28 protein-coding genes are annotated in these 26,732 nt (G+C 36.8%); 24 read left to right on the top strand and 4 right to left on the bottom strand.

The window, feature by feature from the left end:
• The first annotated feature begins 9 nt into the window (after positions 1-9).
• The 12 genes from BN1068_RS04820 to BN1068_RS04875 all read left to right on the top strand — a co-directional run bounded on the left by BN1068_RS04820 (position 10) and on the right by BN1068_RS04875 (position 12,194).
• The gene (locus BN1068_RS04820; RefSeq protein WP_077601697.1) at positions 10-330 is read left to right on the top strand and encodes a PTS sugar transporter subunit IIA; all 321 of its coding nucleotides are present in this window, start codon (positions 10-12) and stop codon (positions 328-330) included.
• Positions 331-558: 228 nt separating this feature from the next.
• On the top strand, positions 559-2,133 hold the full coding sequence (gene nagZ, locus BN1068_RS04825; protein WP_077601698.1) for a beta-N-acetylhexosaminidase: 1,575 nt from the start codon (positions 559-561) through the stop codon (positions 2,131-2,133).
• Positions 2,134-2,418: 285 nt separating this feature from the next.
• Positions 2,419-3,321, top strand: a complete 903-nt coding sequence (locus BN1068_RS04830; protein WP_077601699.1) for a MurR/RpiR family transcriptional regulator — start codon at positions 2,419-2,421, stop codon at positions 3,319-3,321.
• Positions 3,322-3,766: 445 nt separating this feature from the next.
• On the top strand, positions 3,767-4,555 hold the full coding sequence (locus tag BN1068_RS04835) for an SDR family oxidoreductase (RefSeq protein WP_077601700.1): 789 nt from the start codon (positions 3,767-3,769) through the stop codon (positions 4,553-4,555).
• Positions 4,556-4,779: 224 nt separating this feature from the next.
• The gene (locus BN1068_RS04840) at positions 4,780-5,439 is read left to right on the top strand and encodes a helix-turn-helix transcriptional regulator (RefSeq protein WP_077601701.1); all 660 of its coding nucleotides are present in this window, start codon (positions 4,780-4,782) and stop codon (positions 5,437-5,439) included.
• Positions 5,440-5,487: 48 nt separating this feature from the next.
• Positions 5,488-5,856 carry a RidA family protein gene (locus BN1068_RS04845; RefSeq protein ID WP_139344734.1) on the top strand — a complete coding sequence of 123 codons (369 nt, stop codon included), beginning with the start codon at positions 5,488-5,490 and terminating at the stop codon, positions 5,854-5,856.
• A 21-nt stretch (positions 5,857-5,877) separates the two neighbouring features.
• Entirely contained in the window at positions 5,878-6,636 is a 759-nt protein-coding gene (locus tag BN1068_RS04850; protein WP_077601703.1) for an SDR family NAD(P)-dependent oxidoreductase, read from the top strand.
• Positions 6,637-6,686: 50 nt separating this feature from the next.
• Entirely contained in the window at positions 6,687-8,150 is a 1,464-nt protein-coding gene (locus tag BN1068_RS04855) for an NCS1 family nucleobase:cation symporter-1 (protein WP_175637074.1), read from the top strand.
• A 40-nt stretch (positions 8,151-8,190) separates the two neighbouring features.
• Positions 8,191-9,420, top strand: a complete 1,230-nt coding sequence (locus BN1068_RS04860) for a M20 family metallo-hydrolase (RefSeq protein WP_175637075.1) — start codon at positions 8,191-8,193, stop codon at positions 9,418-9,420.
• A 20-nt stretch (positions 9,421-9,440) separates the two neighbouring features.
• Positions 9,441-10,811: a dihydropyrimidinase gene (hydA, locus tag BN1068_RS04865; RefSeq protein ID WP_175637076.1), complete on the top strand. Its 1,371-nt coding sequence runs from the start codon at positions 9,441-9,443 to the stop codon at positions 10,809-10,811.
• 18 nt (positions 10,812-10,829) lie between these two features.
• The gene (locus BN1068_RS04870; protein ID WP_077601707.1) at positions 10,830-11,738 is read left to right on the top strand and encodes an NAD-dependent epimerase/dehydratase family protein; all 909 of its coding nucleotides are present in this window, start codon (positions 10,830-10,832) and stop codon (positions 11,736-11,738) included.
• 156 nt (positions 11,739-11,894) lie between these two features.
• Positions 11,895-12,194, top strand: a complete 300-nt coding sequence (locus BN1068_RS04875) for a helix-turn-helix transcriptional regulator (protein ID WP_254846709.1) — start codon at positions 11,895-11,897, stop codon at positions 12,192-12,194.
• A 203-nt stretch (positions 12,195-12,397) separates the two neighbouring features.
• Here the strand turns inward: BN1068_RS04875 and BN1068_RS04880 are convergent, their stop codons facing one another.
• Together BN1068_RS04880 and BN1068_RS04885 are read right to left on the bottom strand one after the other, a co-directional pair.
• Positions 12,398-13,144 (bottom strand): SDR family NAD(P)-dependent oxidoreductase, encoded by a 747-nt coding sequence (locus BN1068_RS04880; RefSeq protein WP_077601708.1) that lies wholly within the window; start codon positions 13,142-13,144, stop codon positions 12,398-12,400.
• 183 nt (positions 13,145-13,327) lie between these two features.
• Positions 13,328-13,699, bottom strand: a complete 372-nt coding sequence (locus tag BN1068_RS04885; RefSeq protein WP_077601709.1) for a nuclear transport factor 2 family protein — start codon at positions 13,697-13,699, stop codon at positions 13,328-13,330.
• A gap of 566 nt (positions 13,700-14,265) precedes the next feature.
• Here BN1068_RS04885 and BN1068_RS04890 point away from each other — a divergent pair.
• From BN1068_RS04890 to BN1068_RS04920, 7 genes are all read left to right on the top strand, one after another.
• Positions 14,266-14,694 (top strand): PTS sugar transporter subunit IIA, encoded by a 429-nt coding sequence (locus BN1068_RS04890; protein ID WP_077601710.1) that lies wholly within the window; start codon positions 14,266-14,268, stop codon positions 14,692-14,694.
• Positions 14,681-15,148, top strand: coding sequence for a PTS sugar transporter subunit IIB (locus BN1068_RS04895; protein WP_077601711.1), 468 nt, complete (start codon positions 14,681-14,683; stop codon positions 15,146-15,148). Before BN1068_RS04890 ends, BN1068_RS04895 begins: the two co-directional genes overlap by 14 nt.
• Positions 15,149-15,937: a PTS mannose/fructose/sorbose/N-acetylgalactosamine transporter subunit IIC gene (locus tag BN1068_RS04900; protein ID WP_077601712.1), complete on the top strand. Its 789-nt coding sequence runs from the start codon at positions 15,149-15,151 to the stop codon at positions 15,935-15,937.
• Complete coding sequence (locus BN1068_RS04905; RefSeq protein WP_077601713.1) at positions 15,934-16,755, top strand: PTS system mannose/fructose/sorbose family transporter subunit IID; 822 nt, start codon at positions 15,934-15,936, stop codon at positions 16,753-16,755. Before BN1068_RS04900 ends, BN1068_RS04905 begins: the two co-directional genes overlap by 4 nt.
• 4 nt (positions 16,756-16,759) lie before the next feature.
• Positions 16,760-17,803, top strand: a complete 1,044-nt coding sequence (locus BN1068_RS04910; protein WP_077601714.1) for a tyrosine-protein phosphatase — start codon at positions 16,760-16,762, stop codon at positions 17,801-17,803.
• Between the two features lie 31 nt (positions 17,804-17,834).
• Positions 17,835-19,775, top strand: a complete 1,941-nt coding sequence (locus tag BN1068_RS04915; protein ID WP_077601715.1) for a BglG family transcription antiterminator — start codon at positions 17,835-17,837, stop codon at positions 19,773-19,775.
• Positions 19,776-20,011: 236 nt separating this feature from the next.
• Positions 20,012-20,230: a hypothetical protein gene (locus tag BN1068_RS04920; protein ID WP_077601716.1), complete on the top strand. Its 219-nt coding sequence runs from the start codon at positions 20,012-20,014 to the stop codon at positions 20,228-20,230.
• Positions 20,231-20,357: 127 nt separating this feature from the next.
• Here BN1068_RS04920 and BN1068_RS04925 read toward each other — a convergent pair whose 3' ends face one another.
• Positions 20,358-20,912: a competence protein ComK gene (locus BN1068_RS04925; protein WP_077601717.1), complete on the bottom strand. Its 555-nt coding sequence runs from the start codon at positions 20,910-20,912 to the stop codon at positions 20,358-20,360.
• A 356-nt stretch (positions 20,913-21,268) separates the two neighbouring features.
• Positions 21,269-21,505, bottom strand: coding sequence for a hypothetical protein (locus BN1068_RS04930; protein WP_077601718.1), 237 nt, complete (start codon positions 21,503-21,505; stop codon positions 21,269-21,271).
• A 231-nt stretch (positions 21,506-21,736) separates the two neighbouring features.
• On the opposite strand from BN1068_RS04930, the gene BN1068_RS04935 reads away from it, so the two are divergent.
• The 5 genes from BN1068_RS04935 to BN1068_RS04955 all read left to right on the top strand — a co-directional run bounded on the left by BN1068_RS04935 (position 21,737) and on the right by BN1068_RS04955 (position 26,706).
• Positions 21,737-22,579 carry a transketolase gene (locus BN1068_RS04935; protein WP_077601719.1) on the top strand — a complete coding sequence of 281 codons (843 nt, stop codon included), beginning with the start codon at positions 21,737-21,739 and terminating at the stop codon, positions 22,577-22,579.
• The gene (locus BN1068_RS04940; RefSeq protein ID WP_077601720.1) at positions 22,576-23,523 is read left to right on the top strand and encodes a transketolase family protein; all 948 of its coding nucleotides are present in this window, start codon (positions 22,576-22,578) and stop codon (positions 23,521-23,523) included. Before BN1068_RS04935 ends, BN1068_RS04940 begins: the two co-directional genes overlap by 4 nt.
• 364 nt (positions 23,524-23,887) lie before the next feature.
• Positions 23,888-24,886, top strand: coding sequence for a TRAP transporter substrate-binding protein (locus tag BN1068_RS04945; RefSeq protein ID WP_077601721.1), 999 nt, complete (start codon positions 23,888-23,890; stop codon positions 24,884-24,886).
• A gap of 15 nt (positions 24,887-24,901) precedes the next feature.
• Complete coding sequence (locus BN1068_RS04950) at positions 24,902-25,441, top strand: TRAP transporter small permease (protein ID WP_077601722.1); 540 nt, start codon at positions 24,902-24,904, stop codon at positions 25,439-25,441.
• On the top strand, positions 25,438-26,706 hold the full coding sequence (locus BN1068_RS04955; protein ID WP_077601723.1) for a TRAP transporter large permease: 1,269 nt from the start codon (positions 25,438-25,440) through the stop codon (positions 26,704-26,706). The genes BN1068_RS04950 and BN1068_RS04955 overlap by 4 nt, the downstream gene beginning before the upstream one ends.
• The last annotated feature ends 26 nt before the right edge of the window (positions 26,707-26,732 follow it).

Below are 26,732 nucleotides of genomic sequence, written 5' to 3' on the forward strand. Positions count from 1 at the left end.
GGCAAAAGAATGGAAGAAATGGAATTATTATATATGCAAATCATTAGTAATGCAGGAACTGCAAGATCACTCATTATTGAAGGATTACAGAAAGCAAGAGAAGGGAACTTTGCAGAAGGTGAGTCAAAAATGGATGAAGCAAATCATTTTTTTATTGAAGCGCATAAAATTCATGGACAACTCATTCAAAAAGAAGCCCAAGGAGAAGAAGTTCCGTTTTCTTTATTATTCATGCATGCTGAAGACCAATTGATGAGTACGGAAACGATTAGGCATTTGTCAAAGGAAATGTTTTTCATGTATACAAAGATGCATGCAAATAATAAATAAGGGCAGTCATGTTAAAGTAAAGATTTGAAAAACCAAAATATTCTATTTTCAAATCTTACCTCAAATCATGTGCTTTAGACCTTTTGTATTAGTGAAAGGACTTTGAATTAATAAGAAAAGTTGTGTTCCTTCTCTAAGGCTCACAGCTTTTCTTATTATGAAACGATAATAATTTTACATTTATTGAAACATGATTATAAAATCCGTGATGAAAGAGGTGTTTCCGGCTTGAATAAAGCAGCTGGTCAATTATTAATAGTTGGATTTGAAGGAAAGCAGATTACTCCTGAAGTGAAAGAATTAATTAATACCTATTATGTAGGAGGTATTATTTTATTCACTCGTAATATTGGTACCTCTGCTGAAGTATTAAATTTGACAACGAACTTGCAAAAAGAAGCTAAAAAAGCTGGTTATAAATACCCGCTATTGATATGCGTGGACCAGGAAAATGGGATTGTGCGCCGTTTGGGTGAAGGGACGACAATATTTCCTGGGGCAATGGCTCTGGGCGCTACGGATAACATTAGTAATGCATATGAAATTGGCTTTGCGACAGGGAAAGAATTACTTGGATTAGGGATAAATTGGAATCTGGCTCCTGTTTTAGATATAAACAATAATCCTGAAAATCCAGTGATAGGTGTCCGCTCATTTGGCGAGTCAGCTGAAAAGGTGGCACAATTTGGAAGAGAGACAATAAGAGGAATGCAAGAGGCTGGTCTAATAACTACCTTGAAACATTTTCCGGGACATGGTGATACAGATGTTGATTCCCATCTAGATTTACCTGTAATATCACATGATCTACAAAGATTGGAAAAAGTAGAATTGAAGCCGTTTAAAGAGTGTATTGCAGCAGGTGCTGATACAATTATGACAGCACATATCTATTTCCCTGCAATCGAATCAAAAGCAGGTTTGCCTGCAACGTTATCTAGAAAAGTTGTTACAGGATTACTAAGGGAAAAACTCCGTTATAACGGAGTAATAACAACTGATTGTATGGAGATGGACGCTATCTCTCAAACAATTGGAACTGAAAAAGGGGCCGTTGCTGCTGTGAAGGCAGGAGTTGATTTCGTCATGATCTCACATACTTTTGAACGTCAAAAAGGTGCAGTAAAGGAGATTATAAACGCAATAGATTCTGGCGAGATTGATATGAATTATATAACAGATGCCAATAAAAGAATCCAAAGCTTAAAAGAAAAGTATCTTGATTGGGATAACGTGCAGCTTGATGACGCAAAAGTTCCCCCCATAGTAGGTGGTAATGAACATAAGGAGCTTGCCGCAGAAGTTTACCGGAATAGTACAACCATTGTTAAGAATGATGGTTTACTCCCATTAGATATAAACGATAAGGTTCTAGTTCTTTATCCCGAAAACGATGAAATGGTGCGGGTAGAGGATCAAAGAAATATGGAATTTAATTTAGGAGAAGCAGTTCTCCGGTTTCATCCATTTGCTGATGTAGAACAATTGAATAACACGATATCAATTGATGAAATCAATGAGTTGGTTAAGAAAGTAAAAAAATATGATTCTATTATTATAGGCACTTTATCCGTGGCAGCAGAAAGTAGTCAATTAATGCTTATAAAAAAACTAATAGAAATTGGCGCCTATGTAGTGGTTGTGGCGATGAAAAATCCTTATGTTTTAAGGTATTTCCCAAAGGTGCCTGCTTATCTGAATACGTATGAATTTACTCCTTGTGCGTTGGAGACAGCCGCAAGTGCGATCTTTGGAAAGAAAGAAGTGAATGGGAAACTACCAATTACAATTCAGAATCAGTAATCGCAGTTATTAAGAATAATTTAAAGTTTAGAAGAAATATATTAAGAGAGATTTAATTGATATCAGAAAAAATTTAACTATTGACCTGTATACGTTTCGTAATAGCTAAAAAGGTTTCTTGATTTGACCAAAGGCTGTTGTTAAGCTCTCCCGGAATTGCTGGATTGCAGAATATGAATTATTCTTTTGATATGGTGGGTGATTTTATATTATGGACCTGAAAATAAAAATCAAAAATATACAGCATTTGAAAATTGGAGACTATATAAGAAAAGAGTTGATAGTATGGCTTATATGACTGGTGGTTTAATGAGAATTAAAGAAATGCTTTCCGGGCTATCACCATCTGGAAAGAAAATAGCAATATATATCTTAGAGAATCCGCAAGAAATCATTTCACTAACTGCGAACGATCTTGGAAAAAGAAGCGCAACAAGTGGAGCAGCTGTCATTCGATTATGCAAATCATTAAATTTAAAAGGGTTTCATGAGTTAAAAATAAGAGTGGCAGGCGACCTGCAAAAAACAACTCAAGCAGGAATCCAAGATATTAAACCGAATGAGGGCACTATGTCTATTATCGAGAAAATGACAAATAATAGTATTCAAACGATTCGGGAAACAGCGGAATTACTAAGTATTGATGAACTTGATCGGGCGGTCCATCTTTTAAAAAAAGCACGCAGAATACACTTTATTGGGGTAGGTGCATCAAGTATTATTGCACATGATGCTGAACAGAAGTTTTTAAGGATTAATAAAAATGCATATGCTTTTGAAGATATGCACATGGCCGCAACTCTTGTTGCAAATGCAGAAAAAAACGATGTAGTTGTTGGTATATCATTTTCCGGCGAAACAGAAGAAGTTGCGAATATCCTAGAGATTGCCCGTGAAAATGGCGCAGGTACAATTAGTTTAACAAGATATGGAAAATGGCCTGTTACAGAGCAGGCGAGTATTAATTTATACACGTCTGCGACTGGAGAACCAACATTTAGAAGTGGTGCTATGTCATCAAGAATGTCCCAACTCCAGGTGATTGATATTTTATTTATGTGCGTAGCATCGCTGGAGTATGAGACATCAGTTAAACATTTGGCGGTAACAAAGGATGCAATTGAGACTTTGAAGTTAAACATGAATAAAACCGGTTTAAGTAAAAAGAAAGGGGAGTCTGATTCATAACATAGAAGACTCGTCCGATATTGTAAAAAATAAGCGGAGGACCTATAGTTTTGGGTATTGATGGAGTGGATCAGAAGACGAGGGGTCCTTCATTTAAATAAAAAGAGAAGAATGATTCTGGAAGAAATGCCTGATGTATTCAAAATAAACATGGGAGATTTGCTTATTTAGGAAAGTAATCTTCTGCGGTGGAGGAAGAGGAAAAGATATCTTCACCGTACTTTTATAAGAGTTTTGGAGCCAATCCTAAATTAACGAGTGAAGAATCGTTAATATGCTCATGAAAGTTATGTCTTCTGCAGCGTCTTTAAAAGAGTGCTGTTTTTTATTTAGAAAAAGATTTTCAGCTCTACAGTCATCAGTTCTTCTCGATAAAAACTGCGCATCCTTCTCCATACCAATTCCACTATGATATATTAAATAAAAAAGAGAGGAGCGATAAACAATGGATTTGAAATTAAAAAACAAAAAGGTGTTAGTTTTAGCTTCAAGCAAAGGGATCGGCAGAGAAATTGCGAATAAGTATTCAGAAGAAGGAGCATCTGTCATTATTACCGGCAGAAATGAAGAGACCCTGAAGAAAACAGCAGATGAAATTTCAACTCAGACAGGCGGTGAAGTAATTCCATTCGTTACAGATGTTTCGAAAAAGGAAGATATCAACCGTTTATTTGCATTTGTGAAAGAACACTTTGGCGTACTTGATGTACTGGTAAGTAATGCAGGAGGACCGCCGGTTATTAATTTTGAAACCAGTGATGAGACAGCTTGGTATGATGCATTTGAACTGACTTTAATGAGCTCTGTACGGGCAATAAAAGAAGCAATTCCTTTAATGAAGGAAAATGGGCAAGGAAGAATTATATACATTGCATCGAGTTCTATTAAAGAACCGATCAGCGAGCTGCTGCTTTCCAATATATTTAGAAGCGGTGTACAGGTCCTTTGCAAATCACTGGCAGAAGATTATGCAAAGGACCAGATATTAATTAATATCGTCGGGCCGGGCAAAATCGATACAGATAGATTGCGGAGTCTTGATAAGAAAAATGCAGAGAAGAACCAGGTTGAACTGAAGGAATGGCAAAATAAAGTCCAGACTTCTATTCCAATCGGCCGATATGGCACACCGGAGGAATTCGCAGAGGCCGCTGTCTTTTTAGGATCTTATCGAAATACGTATATTACTGGACAGACACTGTTGATTGATGGCGGGTTTGTTAAGTCTTATTAGATTGGATAAGCTCTAAAAATAAACACTGGTGTTTTTAATACAGAATAAGTTGAATAAGAAATAGAAAACGGTGTTAAGAAAGAGTGATAGATTCTTTATGGGAATCTGTTACTCTTCTTTTTATATTCTAATCCCTCAAAAACCAAACTAAAAAAAATGTTGACAAACTAAAAAAAATTAATTAGTATAACATTGTGAATATTCATAGATAGGAGCTCTTTAAAATGGAACATATTAATGAGGAAATTGATTTTTTGACGTCGACCGTAAAAGGTATTGCTAAACAGTTTGGCAGTGATTGTGAAGTTGTGCTTCTTGATTTAACGCAGCACGAGAAATATGGAAGCGGTTTAATTGTCCGGATTGAAAATGGCCATGTTACAGGCAGGAAAGTGGGAGATACAGGAACGAATTTAGGATTGGAAGTTTTGAGAGGAACGGATCAGGAAGGTGATAAACATAACTACCTGACAAAGACAAAAGACGGAAGAATGTTAAGATCAACTACAATGTATATCCGAAATAGTGAAGGAAAACCTATTGGATGTATATGTATTAATTTTGATATCACAAGTTTGATGATGGCTGAAACATCTATTAAGGAGTTTACAGACCTAAATAAAATTAATACAGATGTAAAGGAAGTATTTGTGAATAACGTGAATGATGTATTAGCCCTTTTAATTCAAGAAGCTCAAAATCATGTAGGAAAGCCAGTCGCACATATGAGCAAAGAGGATAAGATAAAGGGGATAAAATATCTGGATGAAAAAGGTGCTTTTCTCATTCAAAAGTCAGGAGATAAAATCTGTGAGTACTATGGAATCTCCAAATACACACTCTACAACTATTTAGATACAGTGCGCAGCACGCAAGGAATATAAAAAGAAGTAACATGATTTGTTTCAAAATATAGTAAAGGGGAGATTATCATGAAGGAAATTATTAATACAAGTATGGCTCCAAAGCCGGGTGGACATTTTTCTCAAGCTACTAAAAAAAATAACACGGTGTATGTTGCAGGACAGGCACCGGTTGATATAAAAACTGGTAAGGTTCCAGAGACTATCGAAGAACAGACTAGAGTAGCGCTTACTAATGTTAAGAATGTATTAGAAGCAGCAGGCGGCAGTTTGGAAGATGTGGTTAAAGTAAACACATATTTAACTAACTTAGATGATTTTGAAATCTATGACAAAGTCTATCAAGAGTTTTTCACAGATAACTTACCAGCCAGAACTACAATTGGCTGTGATTTAAAAGGAATACCTTTAGAAATCGATGCTATTGCTGAATTGTAATAGCTTTAAGGAGTGGTAGAATTGAAACTGAAAAATAAGGTAGCTATTATAACTGGTGCTGGTCCTGGAGGAGGCATCGGTTATACAATAGCAACATCATTTCTGCAAGAAGGCGCGAAAGTATCGATAAATTATTTGGCTAGAAATATCGAGGAAAAAGAAGCATTTAAAAAAGAAATGAATCAGTATGGAGACCGGGTAATAATAACGGAAGGAGATATTTCTAAAGAGGATACAGCACAGACGCTAATTTCTAATACAATAGAAAACTACGGAAAAATTGATGTTTTAGTTAATAGCGCAGGGATATCAACACCCACACTTATTCATAAAATGGATACGCTAACATGGAACCGTATGATAGAAGTGAACTTAACTAGCATCTTTCTGACAACAAGATTAACTGTTCCATATATGATAAAAAATAAATTTGGCAGGATTATTAATATATCTTCACAGGTTGCTCAAAAAGGAAGTGTCGAACATAGCCATTATGCTGCTGCTAAAGCAGGAGTTATCGGTTTTACGAAGTCTGTAGCGTTGGAACTCGGGAAATATGGAATTACAGCAAACTGCATAGCCCCAGGTCCGATTGAAACACAGCTGATGAAGGAAGTAAGTGATGAATGGAAGGGGAACAAGCAAAAAGAATTAGTGATTCCTCGATTTGGAAAAGTGGAAGAAGTAGCTCCTACTGCTGTTTTTCTGGCTTCGGAACCAGATGGGAATATTTATACAGGCCAAACTCTTGGCCCGAATTGTGGAGACGTAATGCTCTAAGGTTAAGGATATAATTCAGAATGTTCAATTTATACAATGGAGGGATTGTCATGGAAGAAGAAAGAGTTTTAGTTGAAGGAAAAGAACCTAATAAAAATTTGTATAACTCTGATCTTGCTCCATTAACAGGTGAAAAGAAGAATTGGACCTGGTGGGCTTACGCTACAATTTGGATGGGGATTGTCCACAATATTGTTGCATGGGAAGTAGCTGCTCATTTAATGGTGGCAGGGATGAGTTTTTGGCAAGCCTTTGCTTGTGTTGCCAGCGCTTATTTAGTTGCTTTCATTGCCATTGCATTTAACAGTTATTCAGGTTCAAAGTATGGGGTTCCATTCCCGGTATTAATCCGTGCCAGCTTTGGAACGAAAGGTGCTCAAATACCAGTATTTATTCGGGCTTGTCTGGGGATATTCTGGTTTGGAGTGCATATGTACATTGGCAGTATTGCTGTTAATGTAATTCTTGCATCTTCTTTTCCAGCGTGGGATAGCCTGGGAAATATCAATGTTTTAGGACTCGGATTAAATGAATTTATTGCATTTGTTATCACGTTTTCATTACATGCTCTTGTTATTACACATGGAATGGAACGTGTTAGAAAATTTGAAGCATGGGCAGGACCCGTAATCATGGTTATTGCAGTAGGATTAGTATTTTGGGCTGTAAATGTATCCGGTGGATTAGGTAACCTGGTTTCCATACCTTCAACTATTTCCAGTGAGGATTTCTGGCCAACGTTCTTTCTTGGGATGACAGCTTTACTAGGTACTGTAGCAACCCTAATCTTGAATATTTCTGATCTAACCAGATTTTCCAAATCACAAAAGGATCATATTATAGGGCAAGGAATGGGCATGCCTACTATGTTTATTTTGTTTTCGCTAATGGCATTATTGACTACAGCAGGAACGATGTATGCCTTTGATGAGCCTGTAACAAATCCAATTTACGTTTTAGCTGGATTTGAAAACCCTTTCATCGTTATTGTTGGCGCACTTTCAATTTTAGTATCCACTTTATCGGTTAATGTTGCGACAAATGGGGTAGCAGTTGGATATGATTTAACTAATCTGGCTCCATCAAAATTAAATTTTCGCAAATCAGGTGCAATAGCTTTAACGATTGGCGCCATTTCTGCACCATGGCTTTGGTATGAAGAAGGCGGAGCATTAGATGTAGTTTTGGGAGCAATCGGAGCAACAATGGCTCCCGTATTGGGGATTATGTTAATAGATTTCTTTATTATTCGTAAAATGAACTATAACCTTGCAAGCCTATTCCGTCATGACGGGATATATGGAGGGTGGAATAGAAATGGTTTAATAGCTTTTATAGTAGGTGCTTTAGCGGCATATAGCGGATTAATCGTTCCATCTATTAGTTATTTATATAATTATAACTGGTTTATTGGTGTAGGAGTAGCTGCTGTTACTTATCTCGCTTTAATGTGGTCAAAACGGACAGCGATAACAGATTCTCAAAAGAAAGATACAAACAGTAATGTAATTTAATCAATGTATATATAAAATGCAGTATATGGAGGTTTGTACTTTGATAAGCAAAGAGAGATTAGAACAAAGAATAGAATTACTAGCCCAAATCGGAAAAACCGAAGAAGGCGGAGTCACCAGAATAGCCTTAACGAAAGAATATAGAGAAGGTCTGGAGTTAATTAGCGAATGGATGGAAGAAGCAGGATTAAATGTGAGACTGGACCAGGCTGGAAATTTAATTGGCAGAAAAGAAGGAGATGTCCCTGGATTAAAGGCTGTTGCATTAGGCTCACATGTTGATTCTGTTGGAAACGGAGGGAAGTATGACGGTACTGTGGGTGTCATTGCTGGCATAGAAGTAGCACAGCATTTAAAAGAAGAAGGCATCTCTAATATGCGTCCACTGGAAGTGATAGCTTTCTGCGAAGAGGAAGGTTCAAGATTTCAATCCGGTGGAGTGTTTGGAAGCAGAGCGATGGCAGGCAAGTTAACAAAAGAAGACCTTAAAGTTACGGATAGTAATGGTGAATCCAGATATGAAGTATTAAAAAATTTTGGCTTAGATGCGGATAATATAGATAAGGCAGTAAGAAAGAATACAGATTTTGAATTATATCTGGAAATGCATGTCGAACAAGGGCCAATTTTGATCCGCGAGAATGCTCCGGTTGGTATTGTCACAGCTATTACGGGCTTGTCATTAACAGAGGTAGTTTTTGAAGGAGAACCTAATCATGTTGGTGCTACGCCAATGGATTTACGCTATGATGCTTTATTAGGGGCTAGTGAAACTGCTTTAGCGGTAGAAAAAATTGTGAATAAATCTGGAGGGAATGCTGTGGGGACAGCTGCTACAATGGATGTTCAGCCAAGTCAGGTAAATATTATCCCCGGTAGAGTTTCTACTGTGATTGACATTCGCGACACTGATTTAGAAAGCAGAGAAGCTATTCTTGATACACTCGAAAAAAGAATTAAAGAAATCTGTGAACGCAGGGATTTACGATATACAATAACCAGTAAATTAAAAGCAAACCCTGCTAAATCAGCACCACATATTTTAGAAACGATGCGGAAGGAAAGTCGGGAGCTTGATATGGAGACGTTTGAAATGCCAAGCGGTGGAGGCCATGATGCACAATTAATGGCAGAAATTACAGATATGGGTATGATTTTTATCAGATCTGAAAATGGAAGTCATAACCCTAAAGAATTTGCAAAAGCAGAGGATATTACGCTGGGAACAAATCTATTAGCAAAAACTGCGATACATTATATAAATAAATAAATAAAATGAGGAGGAAAAAGATGGCTACAATTATACAGAACGGGACAATAGTGACAGCATCCGAAACCTTTCAAGCAGACATAAAAATAGATAATGGAAAAATTAACATGATATCCAATCAGATTACTGGCGGCAATGAAGACACTATTCTGGATGCAACAAATAAATATGTCCTGCCAGGTTTAATAGACCCGCATACGCATCTTGGAATTAAAGGAACTCTGGATGCCTTTGAAACAGGAACAAGTGCGGCTGCAGCCGGGGGAGTAACTACGATAATAAATTATACAGATCCAGATAATTCTCAAACATTTTTAGAAGATTTAACAGAGTGGAAGGAGAAGGCTCAAAACGCTTTAATAGACTATAGCTTTCACTCTATTATAAATAAATGCGATAAAGATGTACTTGAACAGATTTCCCAATTACCAGATGAAGGTGTTACATCAATCAAATTATTTATGGCATACAAAGAAAATATGGTGAATGATGAAGAATTATATTTATTAATGAAAGCAGCCAAAAAAGCAGGAGTTGTAACCAATATCCATGCTGAAAATGGCAGTGTAATAGATTGTCTTATAGAAGAGGCATTAAACAGCCATAATACTAAACCGATTTATCATGCCTATACAAGGCCTCCTGCAACGGAAGCAGAAGCAACAGCGAGAGCTTTACGAATTGCTGAAATAACAGGAGCACCAGCATATATTGTCCATATAACTTGTGAGGAAGCCTTGAAAGAATTTGTCAGAGCTAAAGAAAAAGGTGTTAACGCTTTTGGAGAAACCTGTCCTCAATATTTAGTTTTGAATGAGGAGTATTTAAAACAAGAAGAGAAAGAAGCAGTTAAGTACATCTGTTCTCCGCCATTAAGAACGAATAAGGATCAGGAAGCTTTGTGGCATAATATTAAATCCGGTTCTATTTCTACAATCGGCTCTGATCATGCCTCACATCCATATGTAAATGGAAAAGAGAACGGTATAAATAACTTTACAAAAGCACCAAACGGTTTGCCAGGCATAGAAAGTACCCTGTTATTACTTTATAAATATGGCGTTTGTGAAGGGAAAATTTCCATGTCAAAGCTTGTTGAAATAACAAGTCAGAATCCAGCTAAGATTTTTGGGTTATATCCTCAGAAAGGCAGTCTTAATGTTGGCAGTGATGGGGATGTAGTGATTCTCAATCCCAATAAATCCAGTGTTATTACAAAAGCATCTCAGAAACAGAGTACAGAATATAATGTCTATGAAGGTATGGAAGTGCAGGGGAGTATTGACTATGTTTTATCGAGAGGTAAAGTAATTGTTGAAGATAATAAGGTAGTTGGAGAACCCGGTTCCGGGAAATTTTTATACCGAAATAGATTCAGGGAACACTCTTAAGAAGGGAGACTATAAAGGTTGAATATTTTAGTAACAGGCAGTAATGGGTTAATCGGCCGTTATTTAGTAAATCTCTTATTACAGCAGAACTTATATGTTGTCGGTTTTGATATAAATATGATGGAAAACAAGAATATGGAGTCTCCCTATTTTAGTTTTGTGCAGGGAAATGTAGATGATTTCTCGCGCTTAGCGTCTGTATTAGAAAAACATAAAATAGATATTATTGTTCATGGCGGTGGAGTATCACACCCAAAAGGATTTGAAAATTCACCAAATAAGATAATTAATACAAATATACTTGGAACTTCAAATGTGTTTGAAGCAGGAAGACTTTTTCAAGTGAAGAAAATGATATATTTAAGCTCAGCAGCAATCTATGGAGATAGTAAAGCAGCAAAACTTCATGAAGAAACTATGCCGGCACCAGCTTCTATCTATGGCGTAACCAAAGTAACAGGTGAATACCTTGCGAAGGTTTATTATGAAAAATATGGGATGAATATCACATCTCTAAGGATACCGTTTGTTTTTGGAGCTGGAAGGGTGACACATGATCCAATAAAATATATTCTTGAAAAAGCTTTAAAAGGTGAAAATATAATAGAAGATAAGGGAATGGATCAAAAGATAGAGTATATTTATGTGAAGGATGTAGTAAACGCCATTTGGTTAACCATTAATAATAAAGATGCAAATGGTTTAACGATCAACATTGGAACAGGAGATTTAACAAGTACAGAAGAAATAGTTTCTATAATGAAAAAACTATTTCCCGGGACAGTATTTCAAATAGGTCCCGGTGACTTTGGCTATGATGAAATTCCTCCGCTTGATTGTTCAAAAGCAAAAGAAGTGCTGGATTTCAAACCTTCGTATTCAATTAGTGATGCTATAAAAGAGTATTATAATCTTTTGAAGAGCTGAATCGAATTTAAAACATTAACTAAATAAGTTAAAGAAAAGATTTTCCATATCGTTGCAGCGATTGGAAGATCTTTTTCTTTTTGAATAGGGTAATTTTGCTTTCGCTGTTATTTGATGATTGTTTCTTCCTTAAGCGTTTATCCAGGTACTATAATAATGAAGAACTTTGAGAATGTCCGAAAAGATTTAGCAAAGGAAGATCCGGAATTATTTATTTCGCTGGAAATTGTAGGAAAACTAATCGCTGCCCGGGATAGAAAGGAATTATCTCAACGGGAATTATCGAGGTTATCTAATGTACCACAAAAAACAATTAGCCGGATGGAAAGCGGGAAAGATATACCAAAGCTGGTTACTTTACTAAAATTAGCACATGTTCTTGGTCTTGAATTATCACTTATTGATAAACATGGCGAAGATGAACAGGCAGCATCCATATTAACTTTTTCGCATTAAACAAGAAAATTTATAAACCAATGTCTTATTTTTTTGTTTTGAGTTAAGTAACATATTGTATAAAAGATACCCTCTTTCTACGAATCACGTAAAAAGAGGGTATCATTTTCATATTTATAAATGTATGGTCTATCCCAATAGAAACAAGCTATATTAAAATAAATTGCATATATTAGCTTGCTACATTGCTCTATCATTACCTCTTAAAGCGCAGTCCAGCCACCATCAATCACAAGCTCAGATCCGGTCATAAAACGGGATTCATCTGATGCCAGGAACAGTACACCATATGCAACATCTTCAGGATTTCCGAAGTAAGGAAGCTGTGTGAATGTTTTATAATAAGCTTCAGCATCTTTAAAGGTGTCCGCAGTCATTGGTGTTTCAATAATACCCGGATGAACGGAATTTACGCGGATTTTATCTTTTCCATATTCAACAGCTGCTGATTTTGATAAAGAACGTAATGCCCCTTTGGCAGCAGTATATGGACTTGATCCGGCCATACCGACTAGCCCGCCGATAGACGAAATATTAATCAGGGAACCGCCGCCGGCTTTTTGCATTTCTGGAATTACATACTTCATCCCGATAACACAGCCATTTAAATCAATATCCATGATTTTATTCCATTCGTCCATTTCCATTTGAGCCATTGTTTTTGGACTGGAAACACCAGCATTATTTACAAGTACATCCACTTTACCGTAGTGGTCTACAGTTTCTTGAATAACATGTTTCCATTCTTCCTCCGATGTCACGTTATGTTTCAAGCCGATTGCCTCTCCGCCATCCGCTTTAATTTCGTTAATTACCTCATGTAATAGATTATCATTAATATCTGTTGCGACTACCTTTGCTCCTTCTTTTGCAAAAAGCTTTGCTTCCGAAGCTCCCATGCCGTTAGCTGCGCCAGTGATGATAGCTACTTTACCTGTTAAACGTCCCATAATAATCATCCTTTCAAATAAGCCTAAACTCTGGTTTTGTCTTTTAAATATCTTTTACAAAAGCTGTTCATATATACTACGGAAATTTTAAAATGTATCCAATATTATCTTTAAGGAACATTTATTTTGGCGTACGTAAGATTTGTGAAAAATTATAAATCGTAAACTCAAATACGTCGATAACTATAGCTGCTGCATATCCTCTGGACCCCAATAGGCATGCATGGTAGCAATCTTGCCGTCGGAATCAAAAGTCATTACATCTGTGACATCGATACGGATAGAATGCCCTTCTTTCTCCGTGTGAACCGCAAACGTAATGGACGCTGCATTGCTGTAAGAACCGCGTGGTGATGCTAATAATTCCAGTTTGGCACCAGTCATACTTTCTTTGTAAAATGCTTCAATTTCTTTACGGCCTTTTTTGGGTGGTGAACCAACAGGATCTTCTACACTTGCTTCATCAGAAAATAAAGAGATCAAACGTTCAATATCGTTCGCATTGAAGGCATCTACATACTCCTGCAACGCTTTTTTCATTGTTGAATTATCCATAAATAATACGCTCCTTTATCTTATTTGTTGGAAAGTAATCGTTTTCAATATATATGAGAAATAATATTTAAAAGCAGTAACTATGTTAAATGTATTCTGATTTACTTATACTGTCAATTATCGTGATTTTTTAGTTGATCAAGGGAAAACAAATTAATAATCGTGTTAGGTTACTTAAAATATATTATTATAAATAGGGATGCTAGCACATTAAAATATTTTTATTCTCTAATTCACAGAACTAATTTCTTTTTAATTCAGGCATGCCTTGTTTTATAATAATTTTGTTTGTTTATAACCCTGAATATATCAGAGAACCCTTTGATGGCTCATCATTACTTTGCTGCTGTTCACTTTATCTAAAATAATGATAAAGTGTTTTTTTATAACTTCATAACCAGCATTAATATAAACTATTTCCTTTAGATTAGTGAAATTTCATTATCAATAGTGAAAATAATGAAATTGAAAACGATACCATATGTTATAAAATAAAAGCGTAGTAAAAAAACAGTCGATGTCACTTAAGTATACGCAAAAATAAAATATAGAAAGGGGAGAATAACATGGCAGACGGATTTGGTATTTTGGTCATGACACACGGGGATTTTGGAAAGGCGGCAATAGAGAGCGCGCAATTAATCGTAGGAGAGCAGGAAAACTATGAAACAATTAGCGTTTTCGTTGTAGACAACCTCGATGACCTTAAACAAGAAATGGAGGATAAGGTAGCAAGCCTGGATACCTCAAAGGGGTTGTTGATTCTTACGGATATTGTTGGAGGTACACCGATTAATTTAGCCAGCAATCTTCTGACAAGAGAAAATACGATGATTGCATCAGGAGTGAACCTTCCATTATTACTGGAGGTATTAATGAACCGCGGGAAAGAAATCAGTGCACTGGAAGAAGTTATTCAGGCAGCTTACGCACAAGGTTTATCCATTAGAACAAATAAAGATTTAGAAGGAGACGATGACGATGATTTGCTTTAGTAGAATTGATGATAGATTAATCCATGGACAGGTAGTAACAACTTGGGTGAATATGCACAAGATTGAACAAATTGTTGTATTAAATGACAAAATTGGAAATGATGCTACACAAAAAAATATTTTAACCATGGCAGCTCCATCAGGAATTAAAGTAAGAGCGTTTCCTGTGAAGAAGTTTGCTGAGATTATCAAAAAGCAAAAAATTACACGCCGTACAATGCTTCTGTTTACAACAAGCGAAGATGTTTTAGAGGCTGTGGAAAATGGTGTGCCGGTTGAGGATTTAAATGTTGGCGGAATGCGCTACCGTGAAGGAAGAGAAAAAGTATCGAAAGCGTTGTCTGTAACACCGGAAGAAAGAGAAGCATTCAAGGAATTACTTGATAAAGGCTTAAATATTACTGTACAAATGGTTCCAAATGATGAAAAAGTAGATTTGAGGGAGGTCATCTAAATGGTTACCTCTTTACTCGTATCACTTTGGGCCGGTATCTGTGCAATTGATGATATCGGTACACAAATGATCAGACGGCCATTGTTGATTTCAACGGTTGTCGGATTAATTATGGGAGATCTTCAGACTGGTTTGTTAATCGGTGCAACATTAGAAGTTATGTGGATGGGTGTAGGGAACGTTGGCGCTTATTCTGCACCGGATATTATTACAGGTTCCGCAATTGGAACAGCTCTTGGTATTCTTTCCGGCGGAACGGCTACTGCTGTTGCGTTGGCAGTCCCTACTTCTTTACTGGCACAGCAGTTATTAATTTTATATCGTTCCGGGATTGTCTACTTGAACCCGATTGCCAATCGGATTGCAGAGACGGGGAATTTTAAAAAGGTATTTCGTATTCAATATGTTCCTATGATTTTAGCATTCTTAGTCCGTGCAGTTCCGACTTTCTTAGCTATTTATTTCGGTGCCGGTGCGATTGATACAGCTGTAGAAGCACTGCCTGATTCCATCATGGATGGATTATCCATAGCTGGTTCCATTATTCCTGCTGTTGGTATTGGTCTGTTGATGCTGATGATGATTAAGAAAGGTGAACTATGGGTTTTCCTTATTGCCGGTTTTGCACTTGCCGTTTATCTTGATTTATCTGTATTGCCAATTACCTTAATTGCCCTGCCGTTAGCTTATCTTTACGATTTGGCTACACGGGAGAAGGAAACGAAGCCTGAATCAAAATCGAAGGACTCAGATGATTTTGACGATGATGAGGAGGATTATGATCTATGACGGAGCATACTGAACAAAATAAGATTACTAAAAAAGATCTCAATCGAATCTTCTGGCGTATGCAATTAATGAACGTGACAAATAACTATCAATCGATGCAGGCAATTGGTTTTTTATCCAGTTTTACTCCTGTTTTAGAGCGGTTATATGCTGATAAACCAGATGAATTGAAAACACAGGCGATGAAGCGCCATTTAGAATTCTATAATAGTCATGTAAATGCGAATGCCTTAATTATGGGTGTCTCTGCGGCGGTAGAAGAAACAACCACCGAAGAGGAGAAAGAAACAGTGACAGCTATTAAGACAGGATTAATGGGACCGTTAGCCGGGATAGGGGACAGCCTTCTGAAATTCACATGGCTTCCTATTTGTGGAAGTATTGGTGCTTCCCTTGCTTTAAATGGCAGTGTTATCGGACCGATTCTGATGTTCCTTTTATATAATACTGTCAATGTCGGTACGAAATATTATGGAATTCATATTGGATATAAGCAGGGTGTGCAAATGATTGAAGGCGCAGGCGGGAACTTCCTGCAAAGACTGGCCAGCATGGCAAATGTAGTCGGACTGATGGTTATCGGGGCCTTGATAGCCAGTATTATCAAGATTAATATTGATGCCCAGATTACAGCTGGTGATAACGTTATCGAAATTCAAGAAATGATTGATCAGGTTATGCCGGGAATTCTTAGCTTGCTGGTTACATTTGCTGTTTATAAGATTTTTAAACGGACAAACGGAAAGTATGCCCCGCAGCTTATTGTAGGAATTATGATTTTAGCTATTCTGTTAACGATGGCAGGTGTATTAGGATAATACTATGAGAAAAAAATATGAAGTTACTCAAATTGAAACCAATAAATTTTTATTCAAGAAGGATGACACTGCGGAAGAAGAAGTAGCAGTCTATTTAAAGAAAAGCCCTGCAGACATGCAGCCGGAGTTTTTACTAAAAACATCTGAGACAAGCTTTTCCGTTAATATAGGCTTTGTCGACTACAGACCATATTTTCTTTTGAAATCTGCCGATAAAGCTTATACTATAGGTGAGAGAACGCTTCCGGTGGAAGGAATGAATAATTTCCGGGATATGGGAGGATATGAAGCAGAGAATGGGAAAACAGTTAAATGGGGAATGTTATACCGCTCTGATCATATCTATAATGCGACAGATGCTGGTGTTGCCTATTTGAAGAAGCTGGATATCCATACAATCATTGATTATCGAAGTGACGATGAGATCAGTAAATATCCAAATAAAATAGTTGACGATTCTATAAAGACTTATCAGTTGGATCCGGTAGCACATGCAGCAGAGCTGTCAGCTCAGTTTACCTCTTCGAAGGATAAAGAAGATATTAATTTAATTAATAAAATTATAGAGCAAAAAGAAAAAGGTACTTTGGTCAACCAGGCGGATGTAGTACTTGAGCAGTATCGCACGTTTGCCAATAAAGAAAACTCGAAGGAAGCTTTTGGAGAGATGCTGTGCATTACAGCCAATCCAGATGCACCTGCTGTTCTTCAGCATTGCCGCGGCGGGAAAGACCGTACAGGATTTGGGGCTATGCTTGTACTTGGTATTCTTGGTGTGAAAAAAGAAGATCTGGTGAAAGACTACATGCTTACCGAAGAAAATCGCAAGGAACGTAACCGTGTGAAAATGGAAGGGTATAAAAAATTGACGGATGACAAAGAGGTTCTGGAGCATTTATATTCTTTTATTGACACACGTTCTGAATTTATTGCGACGTCTATTGATACCATCATCCAAAAGTATGGATCTATTGAAAAATATGTGATGGAAGAGCTGGGAATAACCCGTGATATGATTGATACGATGAAGGATATGTATCTAGAATAATTTCATACCGCAACTGGAAGGAGGGATTACCATGGATTTAGACTTGTCAAATAAATTTAAGTTTTTAGATGGCAAAGCTAGGTTTAAGGCGTTATTTCTCCTTCTTTTGCGTTCAGAAACCTATATGACAAGTGATCGGCTGGCAGCAGAGCTCGGTGTGACATCCCGGACGATTAAGAATGATATTCGTACTTTAAAAGAAGAGCTGGTGAAAGCAGATTTGCTGATTACATCCAAGCAGTCGCAAGGATATAAATTAGAAATTGCGGATAAGGAATATGAAAATCGGATTAAGGAGTATTTCCAAATTTATCAGCCGAAAACGATTGATACAGAATTTGATAACCGCGTTCAGTATATTTTACGAAGGCTGTTAACCTCACATCAGCCCGTAAAGGTAGAGTTTCTTCAATATGAACTGAATGTCAGCTATCCATTAAGCAAGGAATTGCAGAGAGTAAAGGAAATTATGTCTGATTATAATCTGACTCTTGTGGTAAGACCGCATTATGGGATGCTTGTTCAGGGTGCTCAATTTAAAAAAATTATGCTGACGATACGCGTTTATAAATATTTTGATAAAAATCCGACAAGTGATTTTGGAATAGCAGAATATAATAAGCTATTTATATGTGACCGGTCGGATATGGAGATAATCAGAAAGATTTTTTATGAGACAATCACGAAATCAAGAATTGTATTTTCAGATATCAATGCCGAGCGCTTTATTATTTATTTAGTTTATTTTCGAAATCAAAATAGGAATAAAAAAGAGATAGACCTTGAGCTGCCAAGTATTGTATTTGATTACCAGACTACGGAAGAATATGAACTGGTAGAAAAGCTGATAAAAAACTTACAGAAAGAATTTGAAGGGTTTACTTTTACGAAAGATATTATTCAATTTTTAACTTATATGGCAGTTATCAGCACAGATTTGTATCGATTTAAAGATTGTACCGTGGAAAATTATGATACTCTGATAGCGTTAGCTGAGGAAACTCGGAATTTCCTGCTGAAAGAGTTATCAGGATACTTACAGATTGATACATTTGATAGCGAGGGATGGTTAAAAGACCTTCTTAAAATCATGATACCCATCAGTATGAAAATAAAGCTTGATGTATCCGACCGCGTTGATTTAGGCTATAGGAATATTAGAGATAGTAATGAACAGGATCCTTTTCTGCTGCATGTCATGAAAAAAATCTGCCAGCAGTTTCAGCAGCAATATGCTTATACATTCTCTGAAAATGAGGAGCATATGATTTTCAGTACATTCTTACTGATGTTGAACCGGATTGAACTGGCTCACCGTAAACTGAGATTAGCAATTATTGCTATAGATGGCAGACTGAGTACGCAGCAGTTAAAGTTCAATTTACAGTATCATTTTTCCGGCTATATTGAGCGTATTGAAACAAAGGTTTTATATGAACTGGATTCGATGGCATATCGTAACTATGATTATTATTTATGCTCGAATTATGGTAAAAATATGAATATCCATTATTCTCCGATTTATTTTGCAGAAGAGGGCATGACGGAACTCGAGTATGTGGATTCATTGAAGCATATATTTTTAGATGCCTTCGATTACAATAAGAAAATGCCTGTCATTATGTATGAAGAAATAGAGCCGAAGTATAAATTCAATCATTTTCCCATTGAAGCTCATTTTCAAAATGGCTGCAATTATGAACATGTAGAAGTTCCAGGAGATATACACATTCATATTTATCTCCATCTTTCCTCAGAGAAAGAGACATTTAAAATCTTTTCGTTTCCTCAAAACGGCTCTGAACAAATTGGGGGAGATGAATATTATTTACTGATTAATTTAAATGTGAATGGGGATAAGCAAAAACTCCGGATGCTTTTAGATATCTTAAACCGGACAGTGACGGATAAACATAAACTGGTTCATCTCTGTAAAGAAAAAGAAAAAGATTACAGCCAGTTTTTTATTTAGAAGCAGGAGGATACAAAGGAAAAGTCGGTTTGTACTTATTATGTAACAGGAAATAGACGATATTGCTAAGAGAATCCATCTTAGGTCAGGTGAAGGATAGAAACTGACTTAAGGTGGATTTTTTAATAACTGTTTTAGTTACCTTTTAATATAAAATAAGGGTAATTTCCTTCCGCATAAAAAGCACTATTTCTAAATAAAATAGGAACTAACATTTTATTTAGAGGTGATATTAAATGATCGGTTTCTTAACAAATGCAATGGAGCAAAAGAATAAAATTATGATTTATTATCTTGGTAAAGATAATAACGTAACACAGCGTATTATTCGTGTAGTGCAAATAGAAGAAACGAAAATTTTGGCTTATTGTTATTATCGGAAGCAGGTGCGGAGTTTTATTATTGATAATATACTGTCTTTTGGAAGAGTGAACGAGGAAAATAAGTATGGTTAAAAAACAGCAAAAAACACACAGAACAAGAGCAATCATACTTAGGTAGTCGAATAATTTAAAATGCTTTTCTCAGCAAGTGATTGTCTTGTTATGAGATTTGTTCACGGCGATATGGTTTAGCGAACATTTACTTTTTAGAACTGATGACAGGATTTTTTCCGATGCGGATAGTCATGGATTCCTCCTGAAGATCAAGTAAATTAGCAGAAAGGGGTGATTCACTTTCTTCACTGCTTTCAATCATATGTCCTAAGTTGTGACAACGAACAAGTTGACCGAAAAGAGTATTTTTAGAAACCGGCTGAAATAATTCTGTTCCATTTTTAAAAATAACGGCACTTCCACCCTCCCGTTTTACGATTTTAGCAACATGGTTATAAAAAATCCACGCACAATCTATTCGGGAGGGGCCTTGAGTTGGAAAAGCTATAATTCCTTTGGTAGAGCTGATAGGAATCGGTGTTTTCATTTTATAATTAGGTTCGTGGTAAAGCACAGCAGCTCTTCTGCCATTATAAGAGGAAAAATATCTCAGGCAGTTCTTTTCGATAATTGATAAGGGCATTTCTTTGAAAGTAAGCGTTTTTTTCTGATCCGATTCAAAGACTTTTGATGTGTTTTTGGGTGATCCAACTGGTAATATTGCCATGGTTTTGTCGGTTATTTTATAACATGGACTCATTAAAACCCTCCTGTGGTATGTATTATTAACATATTATGTATGATATGAAAATATTTTATCACATTAAAATTAATAAATAAAGTAGAATTATTATTATTATTTGAAAAATTTAATAATTATTAAATAGTTGATAAAGTGGAGGTATATACAGTTTATAAAGCAGATTATAAAAGGAGATAGCTGTATTGGACTTTTTTGCAGTTAAGAATAAAAACGCGAAGGTATAGATTATGTTCTTTTTGTAGTAAATATAACCTATACAACAAAAAGGAAGGCTGTAAGCACCATTTTGATGGTTACAGCCTTCCTTTTTGCCGTTATCACTGAAGACCAAGCTTATTAATTATTATCTGGCATCATTTACCTGTTGGAATATCCTTGATAGACTCTTCAGTGCAGTTTATCATTACAATTGGAAATTCTTCTACTGTGTACTTGTGCAGATATTGAATGTCTCCAAGAGCTAGCAATAATAGGATACTATCAGCTAAATTAAACGAAAGAAGGTTAATCGTTTTTTCTTTATATTCCTTCCTTTCTTTGTTTTTTTCAAATAACAAATTATAATCCACTCCTTTCAATTCATTCATCATGATAGTTGCTTCTTTTTCATAACTTTTCCTCCGTGTCCTTTCATAACCGAATTCATGCTGTTTTATAGGAGAGCCGTATTAAAGTAGTGACAAAAATTTATCATTGACATGATTCCGCTTACAATATATAATGCAAGAAAAGGTTAAACGATTAACCTTAAAGGAAAATATTTTTTTCTGTGAATTAGCGAGGGATAAAGAATTAGATTTTTAAATAAATATTTTGAGGTGATGATAGTGAGTAATATCACAGTAGAAGAGCTTAAAGAACAAGCTATTCAATTAAGACAAACGGCTGTAACAATGGTCTACCATGCACAGTCCGGACATCCTGGTGGATCTCTGTCAGCGGCTGATTTCGTAACCGCTTTATATTTCCGGGAGATGAATGTAAATCCGGAAGATCCTGAGTGGGCGGACCGTGACCGCTTTGTATTGTCGAAAGGGCATGTTGCTCCTATCCAATATGCAGCATTGGCACATCGAGGCTTCGTGCCAATGGAAACGGTTAAAACATTAAGAGAATATAAATCTCCATTTCAAGGGCATCCGGATTCTAAGAAATGTCCTGGAATAGATATCTCTACTGGCTCTCTTGGACAGGGACTATCCTGTGCAGCAGGCATGGCATTAGCAGGGAAGTTAGATGAAAAAGATTATCGTGTTTTTGCTGTTATCGGTGATGGTGAAGCGCAAGAAGGGCAGATTTGGGAAGCAGCGCAATCAGCAGTGAAGTATAAATTGGATAATTTAATCGTTTTTCTGGATGATAATGGATTACAAATTGACGGACCAACAAATGAAATTATGCCAAATCTTGATTTAGAAAAGAAATTTGAGGCTTTTGGATTTACGACAAAGCGTATTGATGGTCATTCGATGGAGGAAATCCTGGAGACTTTGGATGAAGTGAAGAATGTAAAAGATGGTAAACCCAAAATCATTGTATGTAATACCATCAAAGGAAAAGGCGTTTCCTTTATGGAAAATGTTGTCGGCTGGCACGGTAAAGCTCCAAATGAAGAAGAGTATGACAAAGCAATGGAAGAATTAGCAAGGGGGTTAAATGCATGATTGTTTTAAATAAAGCACCTTACGAGCAAAAAGCAACAAGAGAAGCCTTTGGTGATGAAATTGCAGAACTGGGAAAAGAAAATAAAGATATTATGGTTGTCGATGCGGATATTGGCGGTTCCTGCAAAACAACGAAATTTATGAATACGGTTCCTAAGCAGCATGTCAATGTTGGGATTGCAGAGCAAAATGCAGCTGGATTGGCTGCCGGATTATCAACAACCGGTAAAATTCCATTTATCAGCACATATGCTGTATTCGGATCTTTACGTATGGCCGAGCAGGTTCGTCAAGAAGTCTGTTACCCAAATCTTAATGTGAAAATTGCTTGTTCTCATGGCGGCTTAACACCGGCAAATGACGGCGGAAGTCATCAGGCAATTGAAGATATGGGGGTATACCGGACGATTCCTAATATGAGAGTCATTATGGGAGCTGATTATAACGCTACCCGTAAGCTGGTCAGACAGGCTGCTGAAATTTATGGCCCGGTTTATCTTCGTTTTACCAGAGATAAGGTTCCTGTAATCTATGATGAGAATGAAGAGTTTGAGATTGGTAAAGCAAAACAATTAAAAGAGGGAAATGATGTAGTGATTATTGCGAACGGGGACACGGTTTGCCTGGCATTAGAGGCGGCAGAAATTCTTCAAAGCAAGGGTATTTCCGTGAAGCTTTTAGATATGCATACTATAAAGCCGATAGACCGTGAAGCGATTATAGAATGTACGAAAATCGGTAAGATTGTGACGGTAGAGGATCATAATATCCTTAACGGATTGGGCAGTGCTGTCAGTGATGTCGTTGCTGAAGAAGGTAACACTAAAGTAAGAAGAATTGGTGTGCAGGACAGGTTTGGTGAATCCGCACCGTATGAAAAATTATTAGAAATCAATGGAATTACTGTTGAAAATATCGTGAACACAGCAGAGGGATTACTTTAACCCTTTATAAGTACGTGTTCAAAAAGGCCGATAAATAGGACCAAGAAGTTCAAGGCGACTAGCTTTTTACGAACGGAGCGTATGCATTATAATACGTGAGTATCGGAAAAAGCTAGTCAACGAAGAAATTCGCAGTGTCATCTTTATTGGACTTTTTGAACATCCTTTATAACAGAGAGTAAATAGAATGTGCTTATCTGCATTGTTAAAATAACAATCTATCTTCATCGTAAAATGGATTGCTGATATCTGTTTGAAAATGTCTTGCTGAGGATGAAGATAGATTACAGAATAAGCACATTTTATTTTGTGATGAAAGTAATAAAAACTTTAAATTGCTTGAACAGGAGATGGGGGTAAAGAAGTGAAAATAGTTCGAAATATAACGGTTTTTGCCATTGTTGCTTTAGCTGTAGGAATTGTTGTTTCATTTTTTACGACGAGTAATGCTTTGACAGATGATACGATTACGATTCGGTTTGGACATGATGCTGCCGAGACAAATGAAAGACATACTGCAGTGATGCATTTTAAAGAACTAGTAGAAGAAAGATCCGGAGGGCATATGGAAGTACTTGTCTATCCGAATAACCAGCTAGGGTCAGAGTCTGAGATGGTTGAAAGCGTTTCATTAAATGATTTACAGATGGTAGCAGCGAGTGCATACAGCCAGTATAATCCGCAAATTAGTGTGCTTGAGCTTCCGTATCTATTTGAAACGCATCAACAGGCCTGGGACGCAATGGATGGTGAGGTAGGGAGATTAGCAGCTGAACCATTGTTAGAGGATAATTTGAGAATCATTGCTTACTTTGAAAACGGTTTCCGTCATATTACGGCAAATAAACCGATTAAAGAACCTGCTGATTTAAGAGGGGTAAAAATTAGAACCCCAGAGTTTCCAATATCTTTAAGAACATTTACAGCTTTTGGAGGAAATCCGACACCGATGTCCTTTGGTGAAGTGTACATGGGCTTGCAGCAAGGAACAATTGATGCGCAGGAGAATCCTGTGGCAAACACTTACGCCAATAAATTAAATGAGGTTCAGGATTACCTCATTCTTACAGGCCATCAATATTCACCTCTTCCAGTCGCAATTGGCGAAGAGTTTTGGCAGTCATTAACGCCGGAGGAACAGCAGATTATTGAAGAAAGTGCATCAGAGACTGCTCAATTCCATCGTGATTTATTACAGGAAAACGAAGCAAAAATGATTGAAGATTTAAAGGAACAAGGTATGACAGTAATTGAGGATCCAGATGTGGAAGCATTTAAAGAAGCGGGCGAGCCGGTTTATGAGCAGTTTAGAAAAAGCTATGGAAGCGAACTCTTAGATCAGATTTTAGAGGCGACAGAGTAGGGTGAGGGGGAAATCATGAAAATACTAAATTGGTTGGATGAGCATTTGGAAGAATATATTCTTGTCTTTTTAAGCGCTTTTACAGTAGTTGTTATTTTTCTGCAGGTAGTCATGCGTTATGTTTTCGGAAACTCGCTGGCCTGGTCTGAGGAAATCGCCAGATATGCATTTATTTGGCTGATTTATGTTGGGGTAAGCTATGGAGTGAAGCGGAATAAGCATTTAGGGGTAGATGCTTTATCAATGCTTTTTCAGCGAAAAGGAAGATTAATCATCGCTATGATTGCTAATATTTCTTTTTTTATCTTCGCATTAGTAATGACTTATTATGGGATTGATATTGTTGCCAGAGTGACAAGGACATCGGCTGCATTACAAATCCCGCTATTCTGGGTATACCTGGCTCCGGTTGTCGGTATGATTTTAACTTCCATTCGTTTGCTGCAAAATATGGCATACGACTTAAAAGATTATCGATCTGTTAAGCGGAACGAGGACTTTAAGAATCTGGACAGAAAAGAGTCCTTAGCGAGTCAGGAGGAGAAAACAGTATGACACCGTTTATTTTATTTGGCACCTTCTTTTTATTTATGGCGCTTACTGTACCTATCGGGATTGCATTGGGGATTGCCGGCCTTGTTACAGCAATGTATTCGGCAAATATATCTATTACTTTCCTGTCGCAGGGTTTAATTACATCTACAGATAACTTTGCTTTAATGGCCATTCCGTTCTTTATACTTGCCGGAGAAATAATGGGAAAAGGCGGAATATCCAATCGTTTATTTGATTTAGCGAATGTCTTTGTCGGCCGATTTACCGGCGGCTTTGCAATGGCGGCTGTTATAACTTCCATGTTTTTTGCGGCTATCTCCGGCTCTGGTCCGGCTACAGTTGCAGCAATTGGAGGTATTATGATCCCGGCAATGGTTGCGGAAGGATATGATAAAAAGTTTGCTACAGCATTAATTGCAGCGGCAGGTTCATTAGGAATTATTATCCCTCCAAGTATACCGATGGTTCTCTACGGTATATCAGCTAATGAATCAATTGGAGATTTATTTCTTGGCGGAATTATTCCGGGATTAGTGATTGGCGCATTAATTCTGGTATGGGCATTTATCTATTCGAAAAAGAAAGGCTATGTTGGCACTGGGGAATCATTCAGCTTCAAAAAATTATTCCAGGCTCTTAATAAAGCGAAGTGGTCTTTACTTGTACCAATTATTATCTTAGGCGGTATTTATGGAGGTATTTTTACACCGACAGAAGCGGCAGTAATTGCTGTAGTTTATGCTTTGTTTGTAAGTATGTTCCTGCATAAGTCCATCAAGTTTAAAGACCTGCATGTCATTTTCAGAAATGCTGCATTAAGTTCAGTAGCAATATTAATTATTATTGGAACAGCAAACGCGTTTGGAACGATTCTATCGATGGAGAGAATTCCACAGGCATTTGCAGAAGGATTCTTATCTGTTTCTGAAAATAGTATTGTAATTATCATTATGATTATTATTATGCTGTTAATCATTGGCTGCTTTATTGATACATCTGCAGCAGTTATTATCTTTACTCCAATTTTATATCCAGTGGCATTAGAAATTGGCATGAATCCGATTCATTTTGGAATTGTCATAATCGTTACACTGGCAATCGGATTTATCACACCGCCATTAGGAGTGAATTTATTTGTGGGATCAGGACTGTCGGGCTTAAGTATGCCGGTTCTGGCAAGAGCAGTAGTACCGTTCTTCTTTGTCATTTTGCTCGGTCTGGCTTTGATTGCCGTGATACCACAGTTGACATTACTATTCTTATAACCTATTAGGCTATATCAATAAAAAAT

It is taken from the genome of Oceanobacillus sojae (assembly GCF_900162665.1).
Lineage (GTDB): Bacteria > Bacillota > Bacilli > Bacillales > Amphibacillaceae > Oceanobacillus > Oceanobacillus sojae_A.

Coding starts and splice junctions, on each gene's coding strand:
- BN1068_RS04835 (WP_077601700.1), top strand. CDS start 3,767: ATGGATTTGAAATTAAAAAACAAAAAGGTGTTAGTTTTAGCTTCAAGC.
- BN1068_RS04855 (WP_175637074.1), top strand. CDS start 6,687: ATGGAAGAAGAAAGAGTTTTAGTTGAAGGAAAAGAACCTAATAAAAAT.
- BN1068_RS04900 (WP_077601712.1), top strand. CDS start 15,149: ATGGTTACCTCTTTACTCGTATCACTTTGGGCCGGTATCTGTGCAATT.
- BN1068_RS04895 (WP_077601711.1), top strand. CDS start 14,681: ATGATTTGCTTTAGTAGAATTGATGATAGATTAATCCATGGACAGGTA.
- BN1068_RS04920 (WP_077601716.1), top strand. CDS start 20,012: ATGATCGGTTTCTTAACAAATGCAATGGAGCAAAAGAATAAAATTATG.
- BN1068_RS04830 (WP_077601699.1), top strand. CDS start 2,419: ATGGCTTATATGACTGGTGGTTTAATGAGAATTAAAGAAATGCTTTCC.
- BN1068_RS04935 (WP_077601719.1), top strand. CDS start 21,737: ATGATAGTGAGTAATATCACAGTAGAAGAGCTTAAAGAACAAGCTATT.
- BN1068_RS04930 (WP_077601718.1), bottom strand. CDS start 21,505: ATGATGAATGAATTGAAAGGAGTGGATTATAATTTGTTATTTGAAAAA.
- BN1068_RS04910 (WP_077601714.1), top strand. CDS start 16,760: ATGAGAAAAAAATATGAAGTTACTCAAATTGAAACCAATAAATTTTTA.
- BN1068_RS04940 (WP_077601720.1), top strand. CDS start 22,576: ATGATTGTTTTAAATAAAGCACCTTACGAGCAAAAAGCAACAAGAGAA.
- BN1068_RS04880 (WP_077601708.1), bottom strand. CDS start 13,144: ATGGGACGTTTAACAGGTAAAGTAGCTATCATCACTGGCGCAGCTAAC.
- BN1068_RS04925 (WP_077601717.1), bottom strand. CDS start 20,912: ATGAGTCCATGTTATAAAATAACCGACAAAACCATGGCAATATTACCA.
- BN1068_RS04950 (WP_077601722.1), top strand. CDS start 24,902: ATGAAAATACTAAATTGGTTGGATGAGCATTTGGAAGAATATATTCTT.
- BN1068_RS04885 (WP_077601709.1), bottom strand. CDS start 13,699: ATGGATAATTCAACAATGAAAAAAGCGTTGCAGGAGTATGTAGATGCC.
- BN1068_RS04890 (WP_077601710.1), top strand. CDS start 14,266: ATGGCAGACGGATTTGGTATTTTGGTCATGACACACGGGGATTTTGGA.
- BN1068_RS04840 (WP_077601701.1), top strand. CDS start 4,780: ATGGAACATATTAATGAGGAAATTGATTTTTTGACGTCGACCGTAAAA.
- BN1068_RS04905 (WP_077601713.1), top strand. CDS start 15,934: ATGACGGAGCATACTGAACAAAATAAGATTACTAAAAAAGATCTCAAT.
- BN1068_RS04820 (WP_077601697.1), top strand. CDS start 10: ATGGAAGAAATGGAATTATTATATATGCAAATCATTAGTAATGCAGGA.
- BN1068_RS04875 (WP_254846709.1), top strand. CDS start 11,895: ATGAAGAACTTTGAGAATGTCCGAAAAGATTTAGCAAAGGAAGATCCG.
- hydA (WP_175637076.1), top strand. CDS start 9,441: ATGGCTACAATTATACAGAACGGGACAATAGTGACAGCATCCGAAACC.
- BN1068_RS04955 (WP_077601723.1), top strand. CDS start 25,438: ATGACACCGTTTATTTTATTTGGCACCTTCTTTTTATTTATGGCGCTT.
- BN1068_RS04915 (WP_077601715.1), top strand. CDS start 17,835: ATGGATTTAGACTTGTCAAATAAATTTAAGTTTTTAGATGGCAAAGCT.
- BN1068_RS04845 (WP_139344734.1), top strand. CDS start 5,488: ATGAAGGAAATTATTAATACAAGTATGGCTCCAAAGCCGGGTGGACAT.